Source organism: Shewanella sp. KX20019 (genome assembly GCF_016757755.1).
Lineage (GTDB): Bacteria > Pseudomonadota > Gammaproteobacteria > Enterobacterales > Shewanellaceae > Shewanella.
The window spans coordinates 4,862,966-4,883,104 of record NZ_CP068437.1; the positions used below are offsets into that span (position 1 = coordinate 4,862,966).

At 46.3% G+C, this 20,139-nt stretch carries 11 protein-coding genes, 3 tRNA genes and 3 rRNA genes; 1 reads left to right on the plus strand and 16 read right to left on the minus strand.

The window, feature by feature from the left end:
* Positions 1-15: 15 nt before the first annotated feature.
* The 8 genes from JK628_RS21065 to JK628_RS21100 form a co-directional block, all read right to left on the minus strand.
* A tRNA-Thr gene (locus JK628_RS21065) sits at positions 16-91 on the minus strand.
* Between the two features lie 70 nt (positions 92-161).
* Positions 162-277, minus strand: a 5S ribosomal RNA gene (gene rrf / locus JK628_RS21070).
* A gap of 171 nt (positions 278-448) precedes the next feature.
* A 23S ribosomal RNA gene (locus JK628_RS21075) occupies positions 449-3,353 on the minus strand.
* Between the two features lie 392 nt (positions 3,354-3,745).
* Positions 3,746-3,821, minus strand: a tRNA-Ala gene (locus tag JK628_RS21080).
* 64 nt (positions 3,822-3,885) lie between these two features.
* Positions 3,886-3,962: transfer RNA gene (locus tag JK628_RS21085), tRNA-Ile, on the minus strand.
* A gap of 89 nt (positions 3,963-4,051) precedes the next feature.
* Positions 4,052-5,594: ribosomal RNA gene (locus tag JK628_RS21090) — 16S ribosomal RNA — on the minus strand.
* Together the 16S, 23S and 5S rRNA genes with 3 tRNA genes alongside form the textbook arrangement of a ribosomal RNA operon.
* Positions 5,595-6,441: 847 nt before the next feature.
* Positions 6,442-9,165: a preprotein translocase subunit SecA gene (gene secA, locus JK628_RS21095; RefSeq protein ID WP_202286855.1), complete on the minus strand. Its 2,724-nt coding sequence runs from the start codon at positions 9,163-9,165 to the stop codon at positions 6,442-6,444.
* Positions 9,166-9,224: 59 nt separating this feature from the next.
* Positions 9,225-10,124, minus strand: a complete 900-nt coding sequence (locus tag JK628_RS21100) for a M23 family metallopeptidase (protein ID WP_202286856.1) — start codon at positions 10,122-10,124, stop codon at positions 9,225-9,227.
* Positions 10,125-10,151: 27 nt separating this feature from the next.
* Here JK628_RS21100 and JK628_RS21105 point away from each other — a divergent pair, with 27 nt between their 5' ends.
* Positions 10,152-10,604 carry a DUF721 domain-containing protein gene (locus JK628_RS21105; RefSeq protein WP_202286857.1) on the plus strand — a complete coding sequence of 151 codons (453 nt, stop codon included), beginning with the start codon at positions 10,152-10,154 and terminating at the stop codon, positions 10,602-10,604.
* 7 nt (positions 10,605-10,611) lie between these two features.
* On the opposite strand, the gene lpxC is transcribed toward JK628_RS21105, so the two are convergent.
* The 8 genes from lpxC to murD all read right to left on the minus strand — a co-directional run bounded on the left by lpxC (position 10,612) and on the right by murD (position 20,129).
* Complete coding sequence (gene lpxC / locus JK628_RS21110) at positions 10,612-11,532, minus strand: UDP-3-O-acyl-N-acetylglucosamine deacetylase (protein ID WP_202286858.1); 921 nt, start codon at positions 11,530-11,532, stop codon at positions 10,612-10,614.
* 177 nt (positions 11,533-11,709) lie between these two features.
* Complete coding sequence (gene ftsZ, locus JK628_RS21115) at positions 11,710-12,882, minus strand: cell division protein FtsZ (protein WP_202286859.1); 1,173 nt, start codon at positions 12,880-12,882, stop codon at positions 11,710-11,712.
* 31 nt (positions 12,883-12,913) lie between these two features.
* Positions 12,914-14,149, minus strand: coding sequence for a cell division protein FtsA (ftsA, locus tag JK628_RS21120; RefSeq protein WP_202286860.1), 1,236 nt, complete (start codon positions 14,147-14,149; stop codon positions 12,914-12,916).
* A gap of 3 nt (positions 14,150-14,152) precedes the next feature.
* Positions 14,153-14,917, minus strand: coding sequence for a cell division protein FtsQ/DivIB (locus tag JK628_RS21125; protein ID WP_202286861.1), 765 nt, complete (start codon positions 14,915-14,917; stop codon positions 14,153-14,155).
* Positions 14,918-15,022: 105 nt separating this feature from the next.
* Entirely contained in the window at positions 15,023-16,492 is a 1,470-nt protein-coding gene (gene murC, locus JK628_RS21130) for a UDP-N-acetylmuramate--L-alanine ligase (RefSeq protein WP_202286862.1), read from the minus strand.
* Between the two features lies 1 nt (position 16,493).
* Positions 16,494-17,591 carry an undecaprenyldiphospho-muramoylpentapeptide beta-N-acetylglucosaminyltransferase gene (murG, locus tag JK628_RS21135; protein ID WP_202289916.1) on the minus strand — a complete coding sequence of 366 codons (1,098 nt, stop codon included), beginning with the start codon at positions 17,589-17,591 and terminating at the stop codon, positions 16,494-16,496.
* Between the two features lie 8 nt (positions 17,592-17,599).
* Positions 17,600-18,820: a cell division protein FtsW gene (ftsW, locus tag JK628_RS21140; RefSeq protein ID WP_202286863.1), complete on the minus strand. Its 1,221-nt coding sequence runs from the start codon at positions 18,818-18,820 to the stop codon at positions 17,600-17,602.
* Positions 18,813-20,129, minus strand: coding sequence for a UDP-N-acetylmuramoyl-L-alanine--D-glutamate ligase (gene murD, locus JK628_RS21145; protein ID WP_202286864.1), 1,317 nt, complete (start codon positions 20,127-20,129; stop codon positions 18,813-18,815). The genes ftsW and murD overlap by 8 nt, the downstream gene beginning before the upstream one ends.
* Positions 20,130-20,139: the final 10 nt, after the last annotated feature.

Below are 20,139 nucleotides of genomic sequence, written 5' to 3' on the forward strand. Positions count from 1 at the left end.
CAAATTCTTTCAAAATGGTGCTGATACCCAGAATCGAACTGGGGACCTCATCCTTACCAAGGATGCGCTCTACCGACTGAGCCATATCAGCAATATCGTGCGTTAATCTATTTGTCTTATGTGAAATATCACTGCATTTAAATAAACGACTTAAATTAGGCGCCTGGAAATGACCTACTCTCACATGGGGAAACCCCACACTACCATCGGCGATACTGTGTTTCACTTCTGAGTTCGGAATGGGATCAGGTGGGACCACAGCTCTATGGTTTCCAGACAAATTTGGCTATTACTTTCAGCTTTTAAAAAGCTAAAGGTAAAAAGTTTAGAAAGCTGTTACTCGCTACCGCAAGTAATATTAAATTATTGACTCTTACACACACATTAAGTGCTTCTAATTCTGGTTTCTGTCGAAACATCAGTCTCATACAAAACCCATCAGGGTTGTATGGTTAAGCCTCACGAGTCATTAGTACAGGTTAGCTCAACGCCTCACAACGCTTACACACCCTGCCTATCAACGTCCTAGTCTCGAACGGCTCTTTAGAGGAATTAAATTCCTAGGGATGACTCATCTTAGGACTCGCTTCCCGCTTAGATGCTTTCAGCGGTTATCGATTCCGAACGTAGCTACCGGGCAATGCTATTGGCATAACAACCCGAACACCAGCGGTTCGTCCACTCCGGTCCTCTCGTACTAGGAGCAGCTTCCTTCAATCATCCAACGCCCACGGCAGATAGGGACCGAACTGTCTCACGACGTTCTGAACCCAGCTCGCGTACCACTTTAAATGGCGAACAGCCATACCCTTGGGACCGACTTCAGCCCCAGGATGTGATGAGCCGACATCGAGGTGCCAAACACCGCCGTCGATATGAACTCTTGGGCGGTATCAGCCTGTTATCCCCGGCGTACCTTTTATCCGTTGAGCGATGGCCCTTCCATACAGAACCACCGGATCACTATGACCTACTTTCGTACCTGCTCGACGTGTATGTCTCGCAGTTAAGCTGGCTTATGCCATTGCACTAACCGTACGATGTCCGACCGTACTTAGCCAACCTTCGTGCTCCTCCGTTACTCTTTGGGAGGAGACCGCCCCAGTCAAACTACCCACCAGGCACTGTCCCGAACCCCGATTCAGGGGCCGCGGTTAGAACATCAAAACTACAAGGGTGGTATTTCAAGGTTGACTCCACTTCATCTAGCGACAAAGCTTCAAAGTCTCCCACCTATCCTACACATGTAGGTTCAATGTTCAGTGCCAAGCTATAGTAAAGGTGCACGGGGTCTTTCCGTCTAGCCGCGGGTATACGGCATCTTCACCGCAATTTCAACTTCACTGAGTCTCGGCTGGAGACAGCGTGGCCATCATTACGCCATTCGTGCAGGTCGGAACTTACCCGACAAGGAATTTCGCTACCTTAGGACCGTTATAGTTACGGCCGCCGTTTACCGGGGCTTCGATCATGAGCTTCTCCGAAGATAACCCAATCAATTAACCTTCCGGCACCGGGCAGGCGTCATACCGTATACTTCCTCTTGCGAGTTTGCACAGTACTGTGTTTTTGATAAACAGTTGCAGCCACCTGGTATCTGCGACTGCCAACAGCTTAGGGAGCAAGTCCCATCACCGTCGGCAGCGTACCTTCTCCCGAAGTTACGGTACCATTTTGCCTAGTTCCTTCAGCCGAGTTCTCTCAAGCGCCTTGGTATTCTCTACCCAACCACCTGTGTCGGTTTGGGGTACGATTCCTACTAACCTGAAGCTTAGAAGATTTTCCTGGAAGCATGGCATCAACTACTTCAGTCCCTTAGGACCTCGTCGTCAACTCTCAGCATTGCAATTTAATGCGTATTCCCGGATTTGCCTAAGAATACTGCCTACAGCCTTAAACGCGGACAACCAACGCCGCGCTAGCCTAGCCTTCTCCGTCTCTCCATCGCAGTTAGCAGAAGTACAGGAATATTAACCTGTTTCCCATCGACTACGCCTTTCGGCCTCGCCTTAGGGGTCGACTCACCCTGCCCTGATTAACATTGGACAGGAACCCTTGGTCTTTCGGCGAGGGAGTTTTTCACTCCCTTTATCGTTACTCATGTCAGCATTCGCACTTCTGATACGTCCAGTGTGGGTTACCCCTTCACCTTCAACCGCTTACAGAACGCTCCTCTACCGCTTGCTAGTAAACTAGCAAACCCATAGCTTCGGTGTATTGCTTAGCCCCGTTAAATCTTCCGCGCAGGCCGACTCGACTAGTGAGCTATTACGCTTTCTTTAAATGATGGCTGCTTCTAAGCCAACATCCTAGCTGTCTAAGCCTTCCCACATCGTTTCCCACTTAGCAATAACTTTGGGACCTTAGCTGATGGTCTGGGTTGTTTCCCTTTTCACGACGGACGTTAGCACCCGCCGTGTGTCTCCCGTATAGTACTCATTGGTATTCGGAGTTTGCAAAGGGTTGGTAAGTCGGGATGACCCCCTAGCCTTAACAGTGCTCTACCCCCAATGGTATTCGTACGAGGCGCTACCTAAATAGCTTTCGAGGAGAACCAGATATCTCCCGGTTTGATTGGCCTTTCACCCCCAGCCACAAGTCATCCGCTCATTTTTCAACATAAGTCGGTTCGGTCCTCCAGTTGATGTTACTCAACCTTCAACCTGCCCATGGCTAGATCACCGGGTTTCGGGTCTACACCTTGCAACTAAACGCGCAGTTAACACTCGGTTTCCCTACGGCTCCGCTATTCGCTTAACCTCGCTACAAAATGTAAGTCGCTGACCCATTATACAAAAGGTACGCAGTCACGGTCTCAAGAACCGCTCCCACTGCTTGTACGTATACGGTTTCAGGTTCTATTTCACTCCCCTCACAGGGGTTCTTTTCGCCTTTCCCTCACGGTACTGGTTCACTATCGGTCAGTCAGGAGTATTTAGCCTTGGAGGATGGTCCCCCCATGTTCAGACAAGATGTCACGTGTCCCGTCCTACTCGTTTTCACGTAAAGTTAGTTTTCATGTACGGGGCTATCACCCTGTGCCGCTGTGCTTTCCAACACATTCCACTAACACCCTCTACGCTTAAGGGCTAATCCCCGTTCGCTCGCCGCTACTAGGGGAATCTCGGTTGATTTCTTTTCCTCCGGGTACTTAGATGTTTCAGTTCCCCGGGTTTGCCTCACAACACTATGTATTCATGTTGTGATACTCACTTATGTGAGTGGGTTTCCCCATTCGGACATCGTTAGCTCAAATGCTTGTTACTAGCTCGCCAACGCTTTTCGCAAGTTACTACGTCCTTCATCGCCTCTGACTGCCAAGGCATCCACCATATACGCTTAGTCACTTAACCATACAACCCAAATAAGTCTCTATGAGAAATAATCGTTGTTTCAAGCGGGTAAGCTCAAAACAGTCGTATCGTAACTAATGGTTTCTACTTTCGCCAAAATTAGAATTTTTAACTCGTAACCGTTAAGTCACAAGCCAAGACACTTAATGTTTAAGTGTTTAGAACTCAATTTTTTAATTTCGCGCTAATCCTATAAATAACAATACGATAAATCGTAGCTGCTATCCCTTTCAGATTAACACTATCAGCTTTCCAAATTTTTAAAGAACGGGCTTAAAAAAGCCAAAGATAAAGTTTTCGTTTATCTTTGGCATCTCTATCCAATGCATGCCTCACTTATCAGCTAGAAAAGTAAGTCTACTAAATCATCAAATGATAATTAGCAAAGTAAATGGTGGAGCTATGCGGGATCGAACCGCAGACCTCCTGCGTGCAAGGCAGGCGCTCTCCCAGCTGAGCTATAGCCCCATTTACATGCAGTCAAACAAAATACGTTAATACAAAATCTTCATTTAGGAGAAACAAAAGATTTTGGTGGGTCAGAGTGGACTTGAACCACCGACCTCACCCTTATCAGGGGTGCGCTCTAACCAGCTGAGCTACAGACCCAACGTATATTGCTCTTTCTTTATAACAAGCATATCTGTGTGAACACTCAAACGTATTTGCATACTTCAGATGCGAGTTAGTCGTATAGGTAAGGAGGTGATCCAGCCCCAGGTTCCCCTAGGGCTACCTTGTTACGACTTCACCCCAGTCATGAACCACACCGTGGTAAACGCCCTCCCGAAGGTTAAGCTATCTACTTCTGGTGCAGCCCACTCCCATGGTGTGACGGGCGGTGTGTACAAGGCCCGGGAACGTATTCACCGTAGCATTCTGATCTACGATTACTAGCGATTCCGACTTCACGGAGTCGAGTTGCAGACTCCGATCCGGACTACGACCGGCTTTGTGAGATTAGCTCCACCTCGCGGCTTTGCAACCCTCTGTACCGGCCATTGTAGCACGTGTGTAGCCCTACTCGTAAGGGCCATGATGACTTGACGTCGTCCCCACCTTCCTCCGGTTTATCACCGGCAGTCTCCCTAAAGTTCCCACCATTACGTGCTGGCAAATAAGGATAAGGGTTGCGCTCGTTGCGGGACTTAACCCAACATTTCACAACACGAGCTGACGACAGCCATGCAGCACCTGTCTCATAGTTCCCGAAGGCACACCAAAATCTCTTTCGGCTTCTATGGATGTCAAGAGTAGGTAAGGTTCTTCGCGTTGCATCGAATTAAACCACATGCTCCACCGCTTGTGCGGGCCCCCGTCAATTCATTTGAGTTTTAACCTTGCGGCCGTACTCCCCAGGCGGTCTACTTAATGCGTTAGCTTGAGAACCCAGTGTTCAAGACACCAAATTCCGAGTAGACATCGTTTACGGCGTGGACTACCAGGGTATCTAATCCTGTTTGCTCCCCACGCTTTCGTACATGAGCGTCAGTCTTTGTCCAGGGGGCCGCCTTCGCCACCGGTATTCCTTCAGATCTCTACGCATTTCACCGCTACACCTGAAATTCTACCCCCCTCTACAAGACTCTAGTTTGCCAGTTCGAAATGCAGTTCCCAGGTTGAGCCCGGGGCTTTCACATCTCGCTTAACAAACCGCCTGCGTACGCTTTACGCCCAGTAATTCCGATTAACGCTTGCACCCCTCGTATTACCGCGGCTGCTGGCACGAAGTTAGCCGGTGCTTCTTCTGCGAGTAACGTCACAGCTGTTGGTTATTAACCAACAACCTTTCCTCCTCGCTGAAAGTACTTTACAACCCGAAGGCCTTCTTCATACACGCGGCATGGCTGCATCAGGCTTTCGCCCATTGTGCAATATTCCCCACTGCTGCCTCCCGTAGGAGTCTGGACCGTGTCTCAGTTCCAGTGTGGCTGATCATCCTCTCAGACCAGCTAGGGATCGTCGCCTTGGTGAGCCATTACCTCACCAACTAGCTAATCCCGCCTAGGTTCATCCAATCGCGGAAGGCCCGAAGGTCCCCTCCTTTCCCCCGTAGGGCGTATGCGGTATTAGCAGTCGTTTCCAACTGTTATCCCCCTCGATTGGGCAGATACCTAGGTATTACTCACCCGTCCGCCGCTCGACACCTCAGGAGCAAGCTCCCTTGTGTTTCCGCTCGACTTGCATGTGTTAGGCCTGCCGCCAGCGTTCAATCTGAGCCATGATCAAACTCTTCAATTAAAGTTTTTTGCCCCACTCGGTTAAGAGTGAAACGGCTCAATGAATTATACTGTTTTTCAAATATCCGAAGATATTCGAAGTTTACATATTGCTATGGTCACTCAGTGGTTCATTGAGTTAATATTTTTGATTGCCGACATTCCGAAGAACAGAAGGCAATTTCGAATAACTCAACACCTGTGAGTGCCCACACAGATTTGCTTGTCATATTGTTAAAGAGCGTGACATCAATCTTTCAGATGTCGCCGAAGACGCTAGGTCGTTGGCTTGAGGAGGCGTATTCTACACTCTCCAGTGTCGGCGTCAAGGGCTTATTTTAAGAAGTTTTTCAAGCGATGATTTCTTAATCAGAAGTCATAACCCGAAGCCCTTAAAGCGCTTGTCACCTGAATCAAATCTCCGAAGAAGTTTAACTCTCTAACACTGCTGCAAGTCCCGTACAACCTAAGCTGTTGGCCTGCTGTGCCGTGTCAGTGGGTGCGAATTATAGGGAATTACTGAGCAAGCGCAAGTGATTTTTAAAGAAAAAAAGCCCTTTTTTCAATGTTTTTACTTAAACACACTTTAGCCACCACTTACCCTCAGAGTTATCCACAAAAGTTAGATGGAACGCCGATTTAACATACAACACCGCATATAAAATTCGGTTTCCAACATGGGCAATATAGTAGTAGATATGTAATTTAGGCTCCTTGCTCCAGAGAACTGGGCTTAAACTCTCACTATCGTCATGAGCCGACCTAATGAAGTACGTTGCTATGGTGATACAGGACTAGCATAAAAATTCAGACAATAAAAAAGGGCGACTTCTCAGTCACCCTTCTATTACTTAATACAGCTAGTACTCTTAAGTTAGTTTACCGTGGCACTGTTTATACTTCTTGCCTGAACCGCAAGGGCAAGGATCGTTTCGGCCGACTTTCTCGCCGTCACGCACTTGTGGTTGTGTCGCAGCTAATGCAGCACTTTCTTCTGCTCCAACGAGTGCTTCGGCTGCTGCATGTTGATAGTCACGACGGATCTTTGCATCTTCTTGACGACGACGCTCTTCCATCTCTTCGACATCAGATTGCGCTTGTACCTGCACTTTAGACAAAATACTGATCACGTCATGTTTAAGTGATTCTAGCATCTGCTGGAACAATTCAAATGACTCACGCTTATACTCTTGCTTAGGGTTCTTTTGTGCGTAGCCGCGCAAATGAATCCCTTGACGAAGATGATCCATGGCAGAAAGGTGTTCTTTCCATAGTCCATCCAAGGTTTGCAACATCACGGCTTTTTCAAATTGACGCAGTACAGACTCACCTACCATCTCTTCTTTAGCTTTGTATGCGTTAATCCATGTATCAACAATACGCTCACGTAATGTCTCCTCATGAAGATCATCTTCTTTATCTAACCACTCCTGAACAGGTAGACTCATTGAGTACTCTTGCTGCAAGCGCTGCTCTAGACCTGGCACATCCCATAATTCCTCTACTGACTGAGGTGGAATATATTGGTCCATCAATTCATTAATGACGTCGGTCTGAATGTTAGTGATAGTATCTTTAATACTTTCAGCATCCATAAGCTCATTACGCTGAGCATAAACAACTTGACGCTGATCATTTGCAACATCATCAAACTCAAGAAGTTGCTTACGAATATCAAAATTACGCGCTTCTACTTTACGCTGTGCGTTTTCAATAGCGCGAGATACCCATGGATGCTCAATAGCCTCACCCTCTTCCATACCAAGCTTCTTCATCATTGAAGAAACGCGGTCAGAAGCAAAGATACGCATCAAGCTATCTTCCATAGATAGATAGAAACGAGATGAACCAGCATCACCTTGACGACCAGAACGACCACGAAGCTGATTATCGATACGGCGAGATTCATGACGTTCTGTACCTAGGATATGTAAACCGCCAGCATCAACCACTTCATCATGACGAATTTGCCAATCAGCTTTGATTGCCGCTTTCTGTTCACTTGTAGGGTTAGCAATGGCTTCAATTTCCATATTCCAATTGCCGCCTAACACAATATCCGTACCACGACCTGCCATATTAGTTGCAACAGTTACAGCACCAGTACGACCAGCCTGAGCTACGATATCAGCTTCACGTTCATGGAATTTAGCATTCAGGATCTCATGTGGGATCTTTTGCTTCTTCAATAAGCTGTGAAGTAGTTCTGATTGCTCGATTGATACTGTACCCACTAATACCGGTTGCCCGCGCTCGCGGCAGCCAATGATATCTTTAACAATAGCGGCATACTTTTCGTCAGCAGTAAGATAAACCAAATCTGGATTATCGATACGTACCATAGGACGGTTAGTCGGTACAACTACTGTATCAAGCCCATAAATATGCTGAAATTCGAATGCTTCAGTATCGGCAGTACCCGTCATACCAGCCAATTTCTTATATTGACGGAAGAAGTTCTGAAAAGTGATCGATGCTAAAGTTTGGTTTTCATTTTGAATATGAACCCCTTCTTTCGCTTCTACCGCTTGATGTAAACCTTCAGACCAACGACGACCAGGCATAGTACGGCCAGTATGTTCATCGACAATGATAACTTCATTATCTTGAACAATATAATCAACGTCTTTTTCAAATAGCGTATGAGCACGTAGCGCTGCATTGACATGGTGCAGCAACGAGATATTCGCTGCAGAATACAGTGAGTCACCGTCGCCTAACATGCCACGCTCAGTCAACAATACTTCGACCTTTTCTTGGCCACGCTCTGTCATATGAACTTGTTTTGCTTTTTCATCGATAGAGTAATCACCTTCACCAATCTCATCTTCAGTATCTTCTTTCTCTTGCTGGATCAGATTTGGGATAAGGGTATTAATCTTAGTGTAAAGCTCTGAACTATCTTCGGCTGCACCTGAAATAATCAGTGGTGTACGCGCTTCATCGATAAGGATTGAATCGACTTCATCGATAAGTGCGTAGTGCAAAGGACGCTGCACTCGTTCAGCTGGCGAGAAAGCCATGTTGTCACGAAGGTAATCAAAACCAAATTCGTTATTGGTTCCGTAAGTAATGTCAGCATCGTAGGCCGCTTTTTTCTCTACCTGACCGAGACCCGCTACGTTAATACCAACGGTTAACCCTAAAAACTCAAATAGAGGACGGTTATTCTCTGCATCACGTCCAGCGAGGTAATCGTTCACGGTAATGACATGAACGCCTTTACCCGTCAGGCCATTTAGGTATGCAGGCAAAGTTGCGGTTAACGTTTTACCTTCACCGGTACGCATCTCTGCAATACGGTTACTATCTAGGATCATGCCGCCAATCATCTGCACATCGAAATGACGCATTTCGAACACACGCTTTGATGCTTCACGCACAGTTGCGAACGCTTCAGGCAAAACAGAATCTAGCGTTTCTCCTGCATCAAGCCGTTCACGGAAATGTATTGTTTTTGCTTTTAAGTCTTCATCTGATAGTTGTGCGTACTCTTCTTCGAAACCATTAATTTTATTAACGACTTTTCCGAAAGCTTTAAGCGTACGATCGTTGCGACTACCAAATACTTTTGTCAGTAATTTACCAAACATCTGAACCACTTCTATGTTGTTGGCCAAGTCCCTTTGAGAACCTGAAAGCCTAATTTAGATTAACCTGCCTTGCGGTAGACATATTTTTGCGGATCAATTTGCCGCCCACCACGCAACACTTCATAGTGCACATGAGGCCCGGTTGAGCGCCCTGTACTTCCCATTACAGCGATTCTCTCGCCTTTAGCGACCACGTCGCCTACAGTTACTGACAAAGCTTTATTGTGGCCATAGCGTGTTCGAAGACCATTACCATGATCAATTTCAACGAGCTCACCATAACCAAACATCTTCTCCGCCCACGTAACAACACCACCTGCAGTAGCGATTACGTCGACGCCCTCTTCTCCAGCAAAGTCGATGCCTTTATGCATCGTTCGCTTACCGTTAAAAGGATCATTTCGTAAACCATAGGGCGAGGATAACCAACCTTTTTTAATTGGTCGCCCAGATATATAACGTTCTTCATCTATATGGAGATTAGATGCCACCGTTTCAAGTAGTGAGAGCTGAACATTATTATTATCCATTCTTGACACCAGCGCATCCATATCGGCAATGAGCTGATCGAGTTCGATGTTAGTACCTAATTCACTGATACCACCAACACCAACTTCTGAAGAGAAATCAAATTGTTCTTCTAATTGATTATTTAAAGCAACTTGCTGACCCAACGCTTCTAAACGAGTGAGCTTAGCTTGCATACGTGCAACGTGGGCGACTAACATTGACAATTGAGTTTCAGTTGCGCTCTTTAAAGAGATCAACTCGCTCTTTTGCTCTTCACGAGCTAAGCGTTCATTATCAGTATTAGTCTGTTGCTCTATAAGCTGCTTGGCATTGTGCTGATAAAGACCCGTGCTTGCTGCAATGAGCAAGATGGGTAAAAGCAGCCAACGCTTTCCCGGTTGCCAGCGTGTGGCACCGTTTCGACCTTGAATAAAAACTGTTACACTCATAGCCTAATTAAGCCATTTTATTATCATATGAAAAAGCCCCCACAGGATCTCAGTCAATTACTGCATCAGCAAGGGAACATGCCCAACTTAGCTGAAAAAGCAGAACTGCTATTACACTTAGATCACTACGTAAAAAAAGTGCTTACTGGTCCAGTGATAGAGCAGCTAAAAGTTGCCAATCTACGCCAAGGTACCTTGGTTATTGAAACAACAACGGCTGCTTGGGCTGCTAGAATAAACTTCCAAAAACCCAAGATACTGCAAACACTGCAAGCCGAAACGCTACCCATGCTTACCGCTATCGAAGTCAAAGTCAACCCAAGCTTGTTAATGTATGCAACAAAACCCAAACCCGCTCACAACCATATCAGCGAAACGGCGGCGGCTCACATTGAAGCATTAGCGGAACATGCAGAAGGAACACTAGCGGTAAAACTAAAACGGCTGGCTGCATTAGCCAGCCGTTCAAGGCAATCTTAATTCACATTTAAGCGAATACTGCACCCGCAGGTACTGAGAAGCTTACTGGAGCGTCTGCCTCTGTCTCGAAGCTTACGATTTCCCATGCCTCTTGCTGAGCAAGCATTGCACGTACTAACTGGTTGTTTAATGCATGACCCGTCTTATACGCACAGAACTCACCAACTATAGCGTGACCAGCTACATAAAGATCACCAAATGCATCTAGTATCTTATGCTTAACGAACTCATCCTCATAACGCAGGCCATCGGGATTGAGAACTCGATATTCGTCAAGCACTACGGCGTTTTCCATACTGCCACCAAGAGCAAGATTATTCGCTCTTAAATATTCAATGTCTCGCATAAAACCAAAGGTTCTAGCACGACTAATATCTTTGATAAAAGCAGATGATGAAAAATCCATTACCATGTGCTGCTGACTACGGGCAATTTCTGGATGATCAAAGTCAATTGCAAAATCAACTCTAAAACCTTTAAAAGGTTTCAATTCAGCCCATTTATCACCATCTTCAACACGGATAGGTTTAGTAATCTTGATGTATTTCTTAGCAGCTGCTTGCTCTTGAATACCTACTGATTGCAGTAGGAATACAAAAGGACTCGCGCTACCATCCATAATCGGTATTTCAGGTGCATCAACTTCAATAATTGCATTGTCAATGCCCAAGCCAGCGAGTGCCGCAAACAGATGCTCAATAGTGGATATACGAACACCATCATCATTAACCAGCGCAGTACACATTGTCGTTTCACGAACTTGATCGGCTACAGCTGGAATTTCAACAGCAGGAGTCAGATCGGTACGAACAAGAATAATGCCTGTATTAACTGGTGCGGGTTTAACGATCAAAGTTACCTTGTTGCCGGAATGCAATCCAACACCAGTAGTTTTAACTATTTCTTTGACTGTTCTTTGAAAAATCATGTATTTACCCGTTTATTCGCTCAACAAAAGAGCATGAACCACACACTTTTTAACCATGTATGGACATTGCTGGTTGCAGATATTAGCATATATTTGCCAATTCACCAAAAACGACTCCGCTTTCAGGCAATACATTAGTACAACCTTATACCGCGCAACACTCTATTAACATTCACTTTAATCTGCTTGTTTACGCAAAAAAGCTGGAATATCTAAGTAATCAAGGTCGTTCTTTTTCTCAACCGCTGGTGCTACAGCAGGTTGGGTTGCCGCTGCTGTATTGCCGTGCGTTAACGTAGGCGAAATAGGATCTTCCGCATCTAGCTTTTCCACTGGCACTATCGGCTCAGGACGTGAAACGGGTTTGGTTACTAGCTGAATATCAGGCTTTTTCTCAGCACCAATACCTGTTGCTACTACTGTTACGCGCAATTCATCTGACATTTCAGGGTCAATTACTGCCCCTACTACCACTGTCGCATTATCAGAAGCGTAGGCTTTCACGTGGTTACCCACGGTTTCAAACTCTTCGATACTCATATCCATACCAGCGGTGATATTAACTAGTACGCCACGTGCGCCAGCTAGATCAATATCTTCCAATAGTGGACTGGCTACAGCGGCTTCAGCGGCTTCTTCAGCACGATCTTCACCACTTGCTACACCAGTTCCCATCATGGCATTACCCATTTCTGACATCACGGTTTTCACATCGGCGAAATCGACGTTAATCAGACCAGGACGAGTGATCAACTCAGCGATACCTTGCACAGCGCCCAGCAGTACATTGTTAGCAGCAGCAAAAGCATCAAGCAGCGATGTACCACGACCCAGTACCTTCAGTAGCTTCTCGTTTGGAATGGTGATCAACGAGTCTACGTTCTTAGCAAGCTGCTCAATACCTTGTTCAGCGTAGGTCATACGCTTTTTCCCTTCAAATGGAAAAGGTTTGGTGACTACAGCGACCGTTAGTATCCCCTCTTCACGAGCGACTTCAGCAACCACAGGCGCGGCGCCGGTACCTGTTCCTCCGCCCATACCCGCTGCAATAAAGATCATGTCAGATCCCTTAATTGCATTACGAATGCTTTCTCTGTCTTCTTCAGCTGCTAAACGACCTATTTCAGGGTTAGCACCAGCGCCTAAACCCTTGGTCACATCACGACCTAGCTGAATAGTGGTGCCTGCTGATGACTTACGTAATGCTTGCGCATCCGTATTTGTCGCTACGAATTCAACACCTTCAATATTGTGCTTAACCATATGTTCGATAGCATTACCGCCACCGCCACCAACACCGATGACCTTAATCACCGCTTCATCTGTATGACTATCCATGATCTCAAACATGGTCTTTTCTCCGTTTGCCTGCGTTACTAAATTAAAATTCGCCTTTAAACCAACTTTGGACCCGATTCCAAAGACTGGTTACCCCTTGCCGCTCAGGACGCTCAAATTGACGCTCAATGACTCTGCGTGCTCCATAATGAAGCAGCCCGACTCCAGTTGAGTAAATAGGCTGATCCACATATTCATATAATCCTTTGACTGGCAATGGCTTTGCCATTCGTACTGGCATGCCAAATGTTGCTTCAGCGATATCAACCGCCCCTTCTATTGATGCCGTTCCGCCTGTTAGTACGATGCCTGCAGCCACTTGGTCTTCAAGTCCACAATCGCGTAACTGCTTTAAAATCAATTCAAATAGCTCTTGGTATCTTGGCTCAACCACTTCAGCCAGAGTATGTCGTGACATGCTACGAGATGGGCGCCCGCCAACGGACGGGACTTCAATGCTGTCCTCTCGGCTAACCATAGAGCTGCGCGCACTTGCATGCTGCACCTTAATTTGTTCAGCATGGGATAACGGTGTGCGGAAAATTTTTGCAATGTCGTTAGTCACCTGATTACCTGCAACTGGTACCACTGCACAATGGCGTAATGCACCATTGGTATAAACCGCTATATCCGTTGTACCGCCGCCCATATCGACTAAGCAGACACCTAGGTCTTTTTCGTCGTCAGTTAACACTGAATCTGCTGATGCGATGGCTGAAAACACTAAGTCATCGACTTTTAGACCGCACCGTTCAACACTCTTAGTAATATTTTTTGCCATATCATTAGCACAGGTAACGATATGCACTTTGGCCTCCATACGCATACCAGACATGCCAATAGGGCTCTTGATACTATCTTGGACATCGATGGCATACTCTTGCGGTAACACGTGTAAAATACGTCTTTCCGTTGGAATTTTTACTGAGCGTGCCGTATGGATAACGTTGTCGACATCTTCTTGGGTCACCTCTTCATCATTAATCGATACCATGCCATTTTCGTTCTGACATTCGATATGCTTGCCTGAAATACTCAGGTAGACAGAAGATACCTGGCAATCTGCCATTAATTCCGCTTGATCGAGTGCTCGTTGCACGCTGCGTACAATAGAATCAAGATCGTTTACACCACCTTTATCCATACCTCTCGAAGGATGATTGCCTAGGCCGACAATACTGATCTCACCGTCAGGCAATACTTCGCCAATGATCACAGCAACTTTCGAAGTTCCTATGTCCAAAGCAACGATCAGATTTCTATCTAGATTCTTAGTCATTAATTAACGGCTCTCTGTTTGTGCATCATCCCAATCTACGGCCAGTCCTGTGTCGTAGCGCAAATCCACCATCCCTACCTTTTTGTCTTGCGCTGCAAGCCTGGGGTAGACATAAATAAATCGTTGTATCCTTGCCATACTATCTTCGCGGCCAAGCTCGAGCTTGATACCGTTATTTAACTCTGCATGCCATGCATGCCTTGCACTTAAGCTTAAACTCTGCAAACTAAATCCATTGATGGTTAATAACTCTCCCAGCTGTTGGTAGGTTGTTAACACTGATTTACCTTGCGATTCAGGTCCCGAGAGCGAAGGCAAGCTCGGTATACCTTCTCTTATTGGAGCGTCAAATACCTCGCCATAAGTATTGAGCCAAGCATCGCCGTTCCATTGGGCAACGGGGATTTGTTCGACTAAATACACTTTTAACTTAGCGGGCCACTCTCGCCTAACCGATGCTCGATAAACCCATGGCAGCGCTTCCAATGCTTGTTGCACTTGATTAACATCTGCAGAAAAAAAGCTTCGTTGCATTAAATCTTGTAGTGCAACTTGAATATCTCTATCTGCGGTGTAACGCCGCTCGCCCTTAATCGCAACAGCTTCTATCGGCAACGCATCCGCATCATTCAATACGGTATTGAGCTTATAAGCCGCAGCTGAAAGCCCGATTAAAACACACAATAAAAACACTAACCCAAAGCATAAATACCAGTCCGTTTTTAACAATAAAACTCGAACACGTTGGCCTTTATCGCTCCAAGACATCTTCACACCCTCTTTTGAAGTCGCAAAGACAGAAAGCCAGCCATTATATAGACCTTATTCTGAGGGTCAAAATTTGCCGCATAACTCACTGTATATCTTTCTAAGTTACGCATTTTTCTCATCTGCTTCTTTTAAATCAAAGCCCAAATTTGACTGTGCCAAATTTCGTGATAACAAGCCAATGTTGCCGGCGCCTTGAGTGAGAAGTAGATCACCGTTTTGAAGTATTTCCGGCAACACTGTCTGCAACTGTTCTGCGCTGGCTACAAATACAGGTTCAAGCTGACCCCGGACGCGGATAGAGCGACATAATGCACGACTATCAGCGCCGGGGATAGGCGCTTCGCCAGCGGCATATACATCAAGTAATAACAAGCAATCAACTTGAGACAGTACCTCGACAAAGTCTTCGTAAAGATCGCGAGTACGGCTGTAACGATGTGGCTGATAAATCATAACTAATCTTCGCTCCGGCCATCCCTGTCTAGCAGCCTTAATGGTGGCTGCTACCTCACTTGGATGGTGTCCGTAATCATCGACGAGTTTAATCTCACCTTTACTGGTTTCAAAATCACCAACTTGCTGAAAACGGCGCCCAATGCCTTGAAACTCTGCCAATGCTTTTATAATTGCTTCATCTTCTATGTCATCTTCACTTGCCACTGCAATTGCCGCTAGTGCATTGAGGACGTTATGCTCCCCAGGCAGGTTTACCGACAGCTGCAGATCTTCAACACCATTACGCTTAACGGTAAACTGGCTGCTATAACCTGTTTGCGAGAAGTCAGTTGCTTGCACATCAGCTTCTTCACTGAAACCATAGGTTACGATTTTTCGGCTAAAACGCGGTAATAGCTCACGTACGATAGGATCATCGATACACACTATCGCCACCCCATAGAAAGGCAGGTTATGGATAAAGTCGACAAATGTCGTCTTTAACTTTTCAATATCACCACCATAGGTATCCATGTGGTCAGCTTCTATGTTGGTCACCACACTGACCATAGGTTGCAGGTGTAAAAAGCTCGCATCACTTTCATCTGCTTCGGCAATTAAATAGCGACTATGGCCTAGGCGAGCATTAGTGCCCGCGCTATTTAACAAGCCACCGATGACGAAGGTCGGATCGCGATCAGCCTCGCCATATACACTCGCAATTAAGCTTGTGGTCGTGGTCTTACCATGAGTACCAGCGACTGCCACACCATGACGATAACGCATCAATTCGGCTAACATTTCAGCACGCTGTACTACGGGAATACGTAACTCTTTGGCAGCAACCAGCTCTGGGTTATCGGCACTAATCGCCGTCGAAACCACCACAACATCTACATCTTTAACTTGACTGGCATCATGGCCAATATGAATAACTACACCTAACTGCGCTAATCGTGCTGTGACCGCATTTTCAGCAATATCCGAGCCACTCAGCTTATATCCCTCGTTAACAAGCACTTCCGCTATGCCACCCATACCAGCACCACCTATTCCAACAAAATAGATATGCTTGACCCGACGCATTTCAGGGATCATGGTTCTTAGCTGCGAATACTTCTCTGCTTTGTTACTCATCTCAACCCTTTTCCGCTAATTTAATACAGACGTCGGCGACTCTTTGTGTTGCATCAAGCACCGCCACATCTCGGGCGCGCTCGCCCATCTTGCATAACTCTGTTCTGTCCGATGCGAGCATTGACAGTTTGCTGATCAGTTTGCTGCTATCAACCAATGGTTGAGGTAGCAGAAATGCTGCTCCAGCCTCAACTAATACTTGCGCATTCTTAGTTTGGTGATCATCAACCGCGTGGGGGTATGGCACCAATAAGCTCGGTAACCCTACGGCCGCTAGCTCTGAAACCGTCAGTGCGCCAGAGCGACAAACAACAACATCTGCCCAGCGATATGCTGATTCCATATCATCAATAAATTCAGCCACTTTCACGCTGCCATCTTGCCCTAGATGCTGGTATTCACTTTTCACCGACGCTAAATTATTGCGTCCAACTTGATGCCATACCGTCATAGAGTGTGTTTTACTCACTCCCTCAAGAACACTTGGCATCACCTCATTAAATACTTTTGCACCGAGACTACCACCAACAACTAAGACTTTAAGCGCATCCTCTTCGCACGCTGAATCCCGATTGCCACCAAGAGCGATTAACTCTTTACGGATAGGGTTACCAACAGTCTCTGCCGTCACATCGGTAAAGGTACCTGGAAATGCACATAGCACCTCGCTAGCCACCTTTGATAATAATTTGTTGGTCATCCCTGGAATCGCATTTTGCTCATGCAGTACCAAAGGGATCCCAGACAGTTTGGCAGCAACACCACCTGGACCGCTGGCAAAGCCGCCCATGCCCATGACCACATCAGGACTAAAGTCTTTGATCACTGCGCGAGCCTGCATAACAGAGCGCAACACTTTGAACGGCGCAGCTAATTTACGCAGTAAACCATTGCCCCTCACTCCCTTAATATCGATAAAATCGATATCAAAACCATGTTGAGGTACCAACCTTGCTTCCATTCTGTCTGCTGTGCCTAACCAGCGCACTTTCCAGCCTTGCTGGCTTAAATATTTAGCAACCGCGAGCGCCGGAAAGACATGACCGCCAGTGCCGCCTGCCATAATTAAAATGCGCTTTTCTCGTGCTTGCTCAGTCATTAATTCACTCATTGTTTTAGACCTCGGCCCTCTACAGCTTGGATCACACTTAATCTTCTTTCATAATCAATTCGTATCAACATCATTGCCGCTGCGGTCATTACCCATAGGCTACTGCCGCCATAACTGATAAATGGCAAGGTTAACCCTTTAGTGGGCAACATACCGATACTCGCGCCGACATTGACCACCGTCTGAAAACAGATCCAGATACCAATACCGTAGGCAAGATACCCATCGAATGCTCGCTCTAGAGCAAGGCACATATTGCCCAACTTTATCGCCCTCAGTGCAACAAAGAGCAGTACGGCAAGCACGATAATAATGCCAACAAACCCAAGTTCTTCACCGATAACAGCAAAGATAAAATCGGTATGAGCCTCAGGTAGGTACTCAAGTTTCTGAATACTATTACCTAGCCCTTGACCAAACCAATCACCACGACCATATGCCATTAGCGACTGTGTTAACTGATAGCCGCTGCCAAATGGATCTTGCCACGGATCTAAAAAGGAAGTAACTCGGCGCATACGGTAAGGCTCTAGTGCGACCAAGGCCACGAACGCGAGTATCCCAGTCAAAATTAACGCGAAAAAGTCGAGTAGTCGTGCACCGGCTAAGAATAACAACCCAACGGTTCCGACAAACAGCACCACTACGGTGCCCAAGTCTGGCTGCATCAAAATAAGAAATGCATACACCGCAAATACTGCTATTGGTTTATAAAACCCTTTAGCATTCTCTCTAATCTCTTGGTGGCGCCTAACTAAATAGCCCGCCATATATATTGCAAAAACAAACTTGGCTATCTCTGCAACCTGTATTCTAATCGGACCGACAGATAACCACCGCGTCGCGCCATTTACCGTCGTTCCGACAAATAACACTGCAACTAGCATGATGCCGACAATGAGCAGTAAAAACGGGCTGAAACTTTGCCAATGACGCATCTCTATTTGTAAGACGACGGCAGCAATGATACCGCAACCCACCAAGTAGGCGCCGTGGCGCCAAACAAAATGAAATGGATTACCGGTTAGGCTCTGCGCTTCAGGCATCGAAGCCGACATAACCATCACAAACCCAAAGCAGATCAACGACAACACAGCAAACAGTAATGCACGATCATACAATTGCATTCCCGGCGCAGATCTATCTGCAAACAAGTTTGATAGCGACCATTTAAAGCGGTTGCTAAACAGACTAAGCTGCTTTTCCGAGCTAGGCATTTAACTTGCCAACTTCGGCACGAAAATCATCACCACGAACCATAAAATTGCTGTACATGTCTAAGCTGGCACACGCCGGGGACAGAATTACAATATCACCCGCGGTTGAGACCTTATTCGCTAAAGTGACGGCTTCAGCCATGGTTGCAACGGTCAATGCTCCCTCTTTCAAAGCCGCAATTTTGTCACCATCTTGGCCAAGGGTAATTAAAGTACTGACTTTATCTAATGCACTTGCCAACGCCGAAAAATCAGCGCCTTTACCATCACCGCCAGCGATAAGAATCAACTCTCCTAAATGCTCACTTAATCCATCAATAGCTGCAACGGTAGCACCGACATTGGTGGCTTTTGAGTCATTGACATAGGTCACGCCAGCGATATCAGCAACCACTTCACAGCGATGGGTGAGCCCATTAAATTGCTTTGCCACATCGATAAGATATTGACGTTCGATGCCTGCCGCTGTCGCCAATGACATTGCCGCTATTAAATTGGCATGGTTATGACTCCCCACTAAGGCAACATCAGCAATCGCCATAATCTGACTACTTCCATGTACAATTTGCCCCTCTACCACTCCCCAAGCATCAACTTCAGGAATATCTAAACCGAAGCTATTCTGGTTCATTGGGCTATTGGGTAACGTCAGCAGATCTTCTCGATTAAACAGCACGCTCTTACTTTGATCATAAAGATTCAATTTGGCTTGGCGATAAGATTCCAAATCACTATAGCGATCCATATGATCTTCGCTAATATTCAAACATGTCGCTGCAATGCAGTTGAGACTATGGGTTGTTTCCAGTTGGAAACTCGACAGTTCAAGTACATACAGCGCTTTCGGCTCGAGTAGCAGATCCAACACCGGAATACCGATATTCCCCCCCATAGCGTAAGACAGTCCTGCAGCTGCAGCCATCTCTCCCACTAAGGTGGTGACCGTCGATTTACCATTGGATCCCGTTATTGCAATAACACAAGCGGAGCTGGCCGCTAAAGCCCTCGCAAATAGCTCAACATCACCAATGACCTCAATACCCATATCAAATGCCGCACGCACTTCTGGCGTTTCAACCGAAATACCTGGGCTAATAACAATCTGCGATGCCTGGACTAAATAACGGCAATCAAAGCCACCTGTAATCAACTTCACCTGCGGATAGTTAGCCGCGAGCTTGTCAGCTCCAGGAGGCTGCATTCGACTGTCCATCACCAAGGGGGTTATCCCTTGCTCACACAAGTAGCGCACAACAGATAATCCTGTTGCACCCAAACCTAAAACGATGTGTGAATACTGCTGCGCCATGTTATATGTC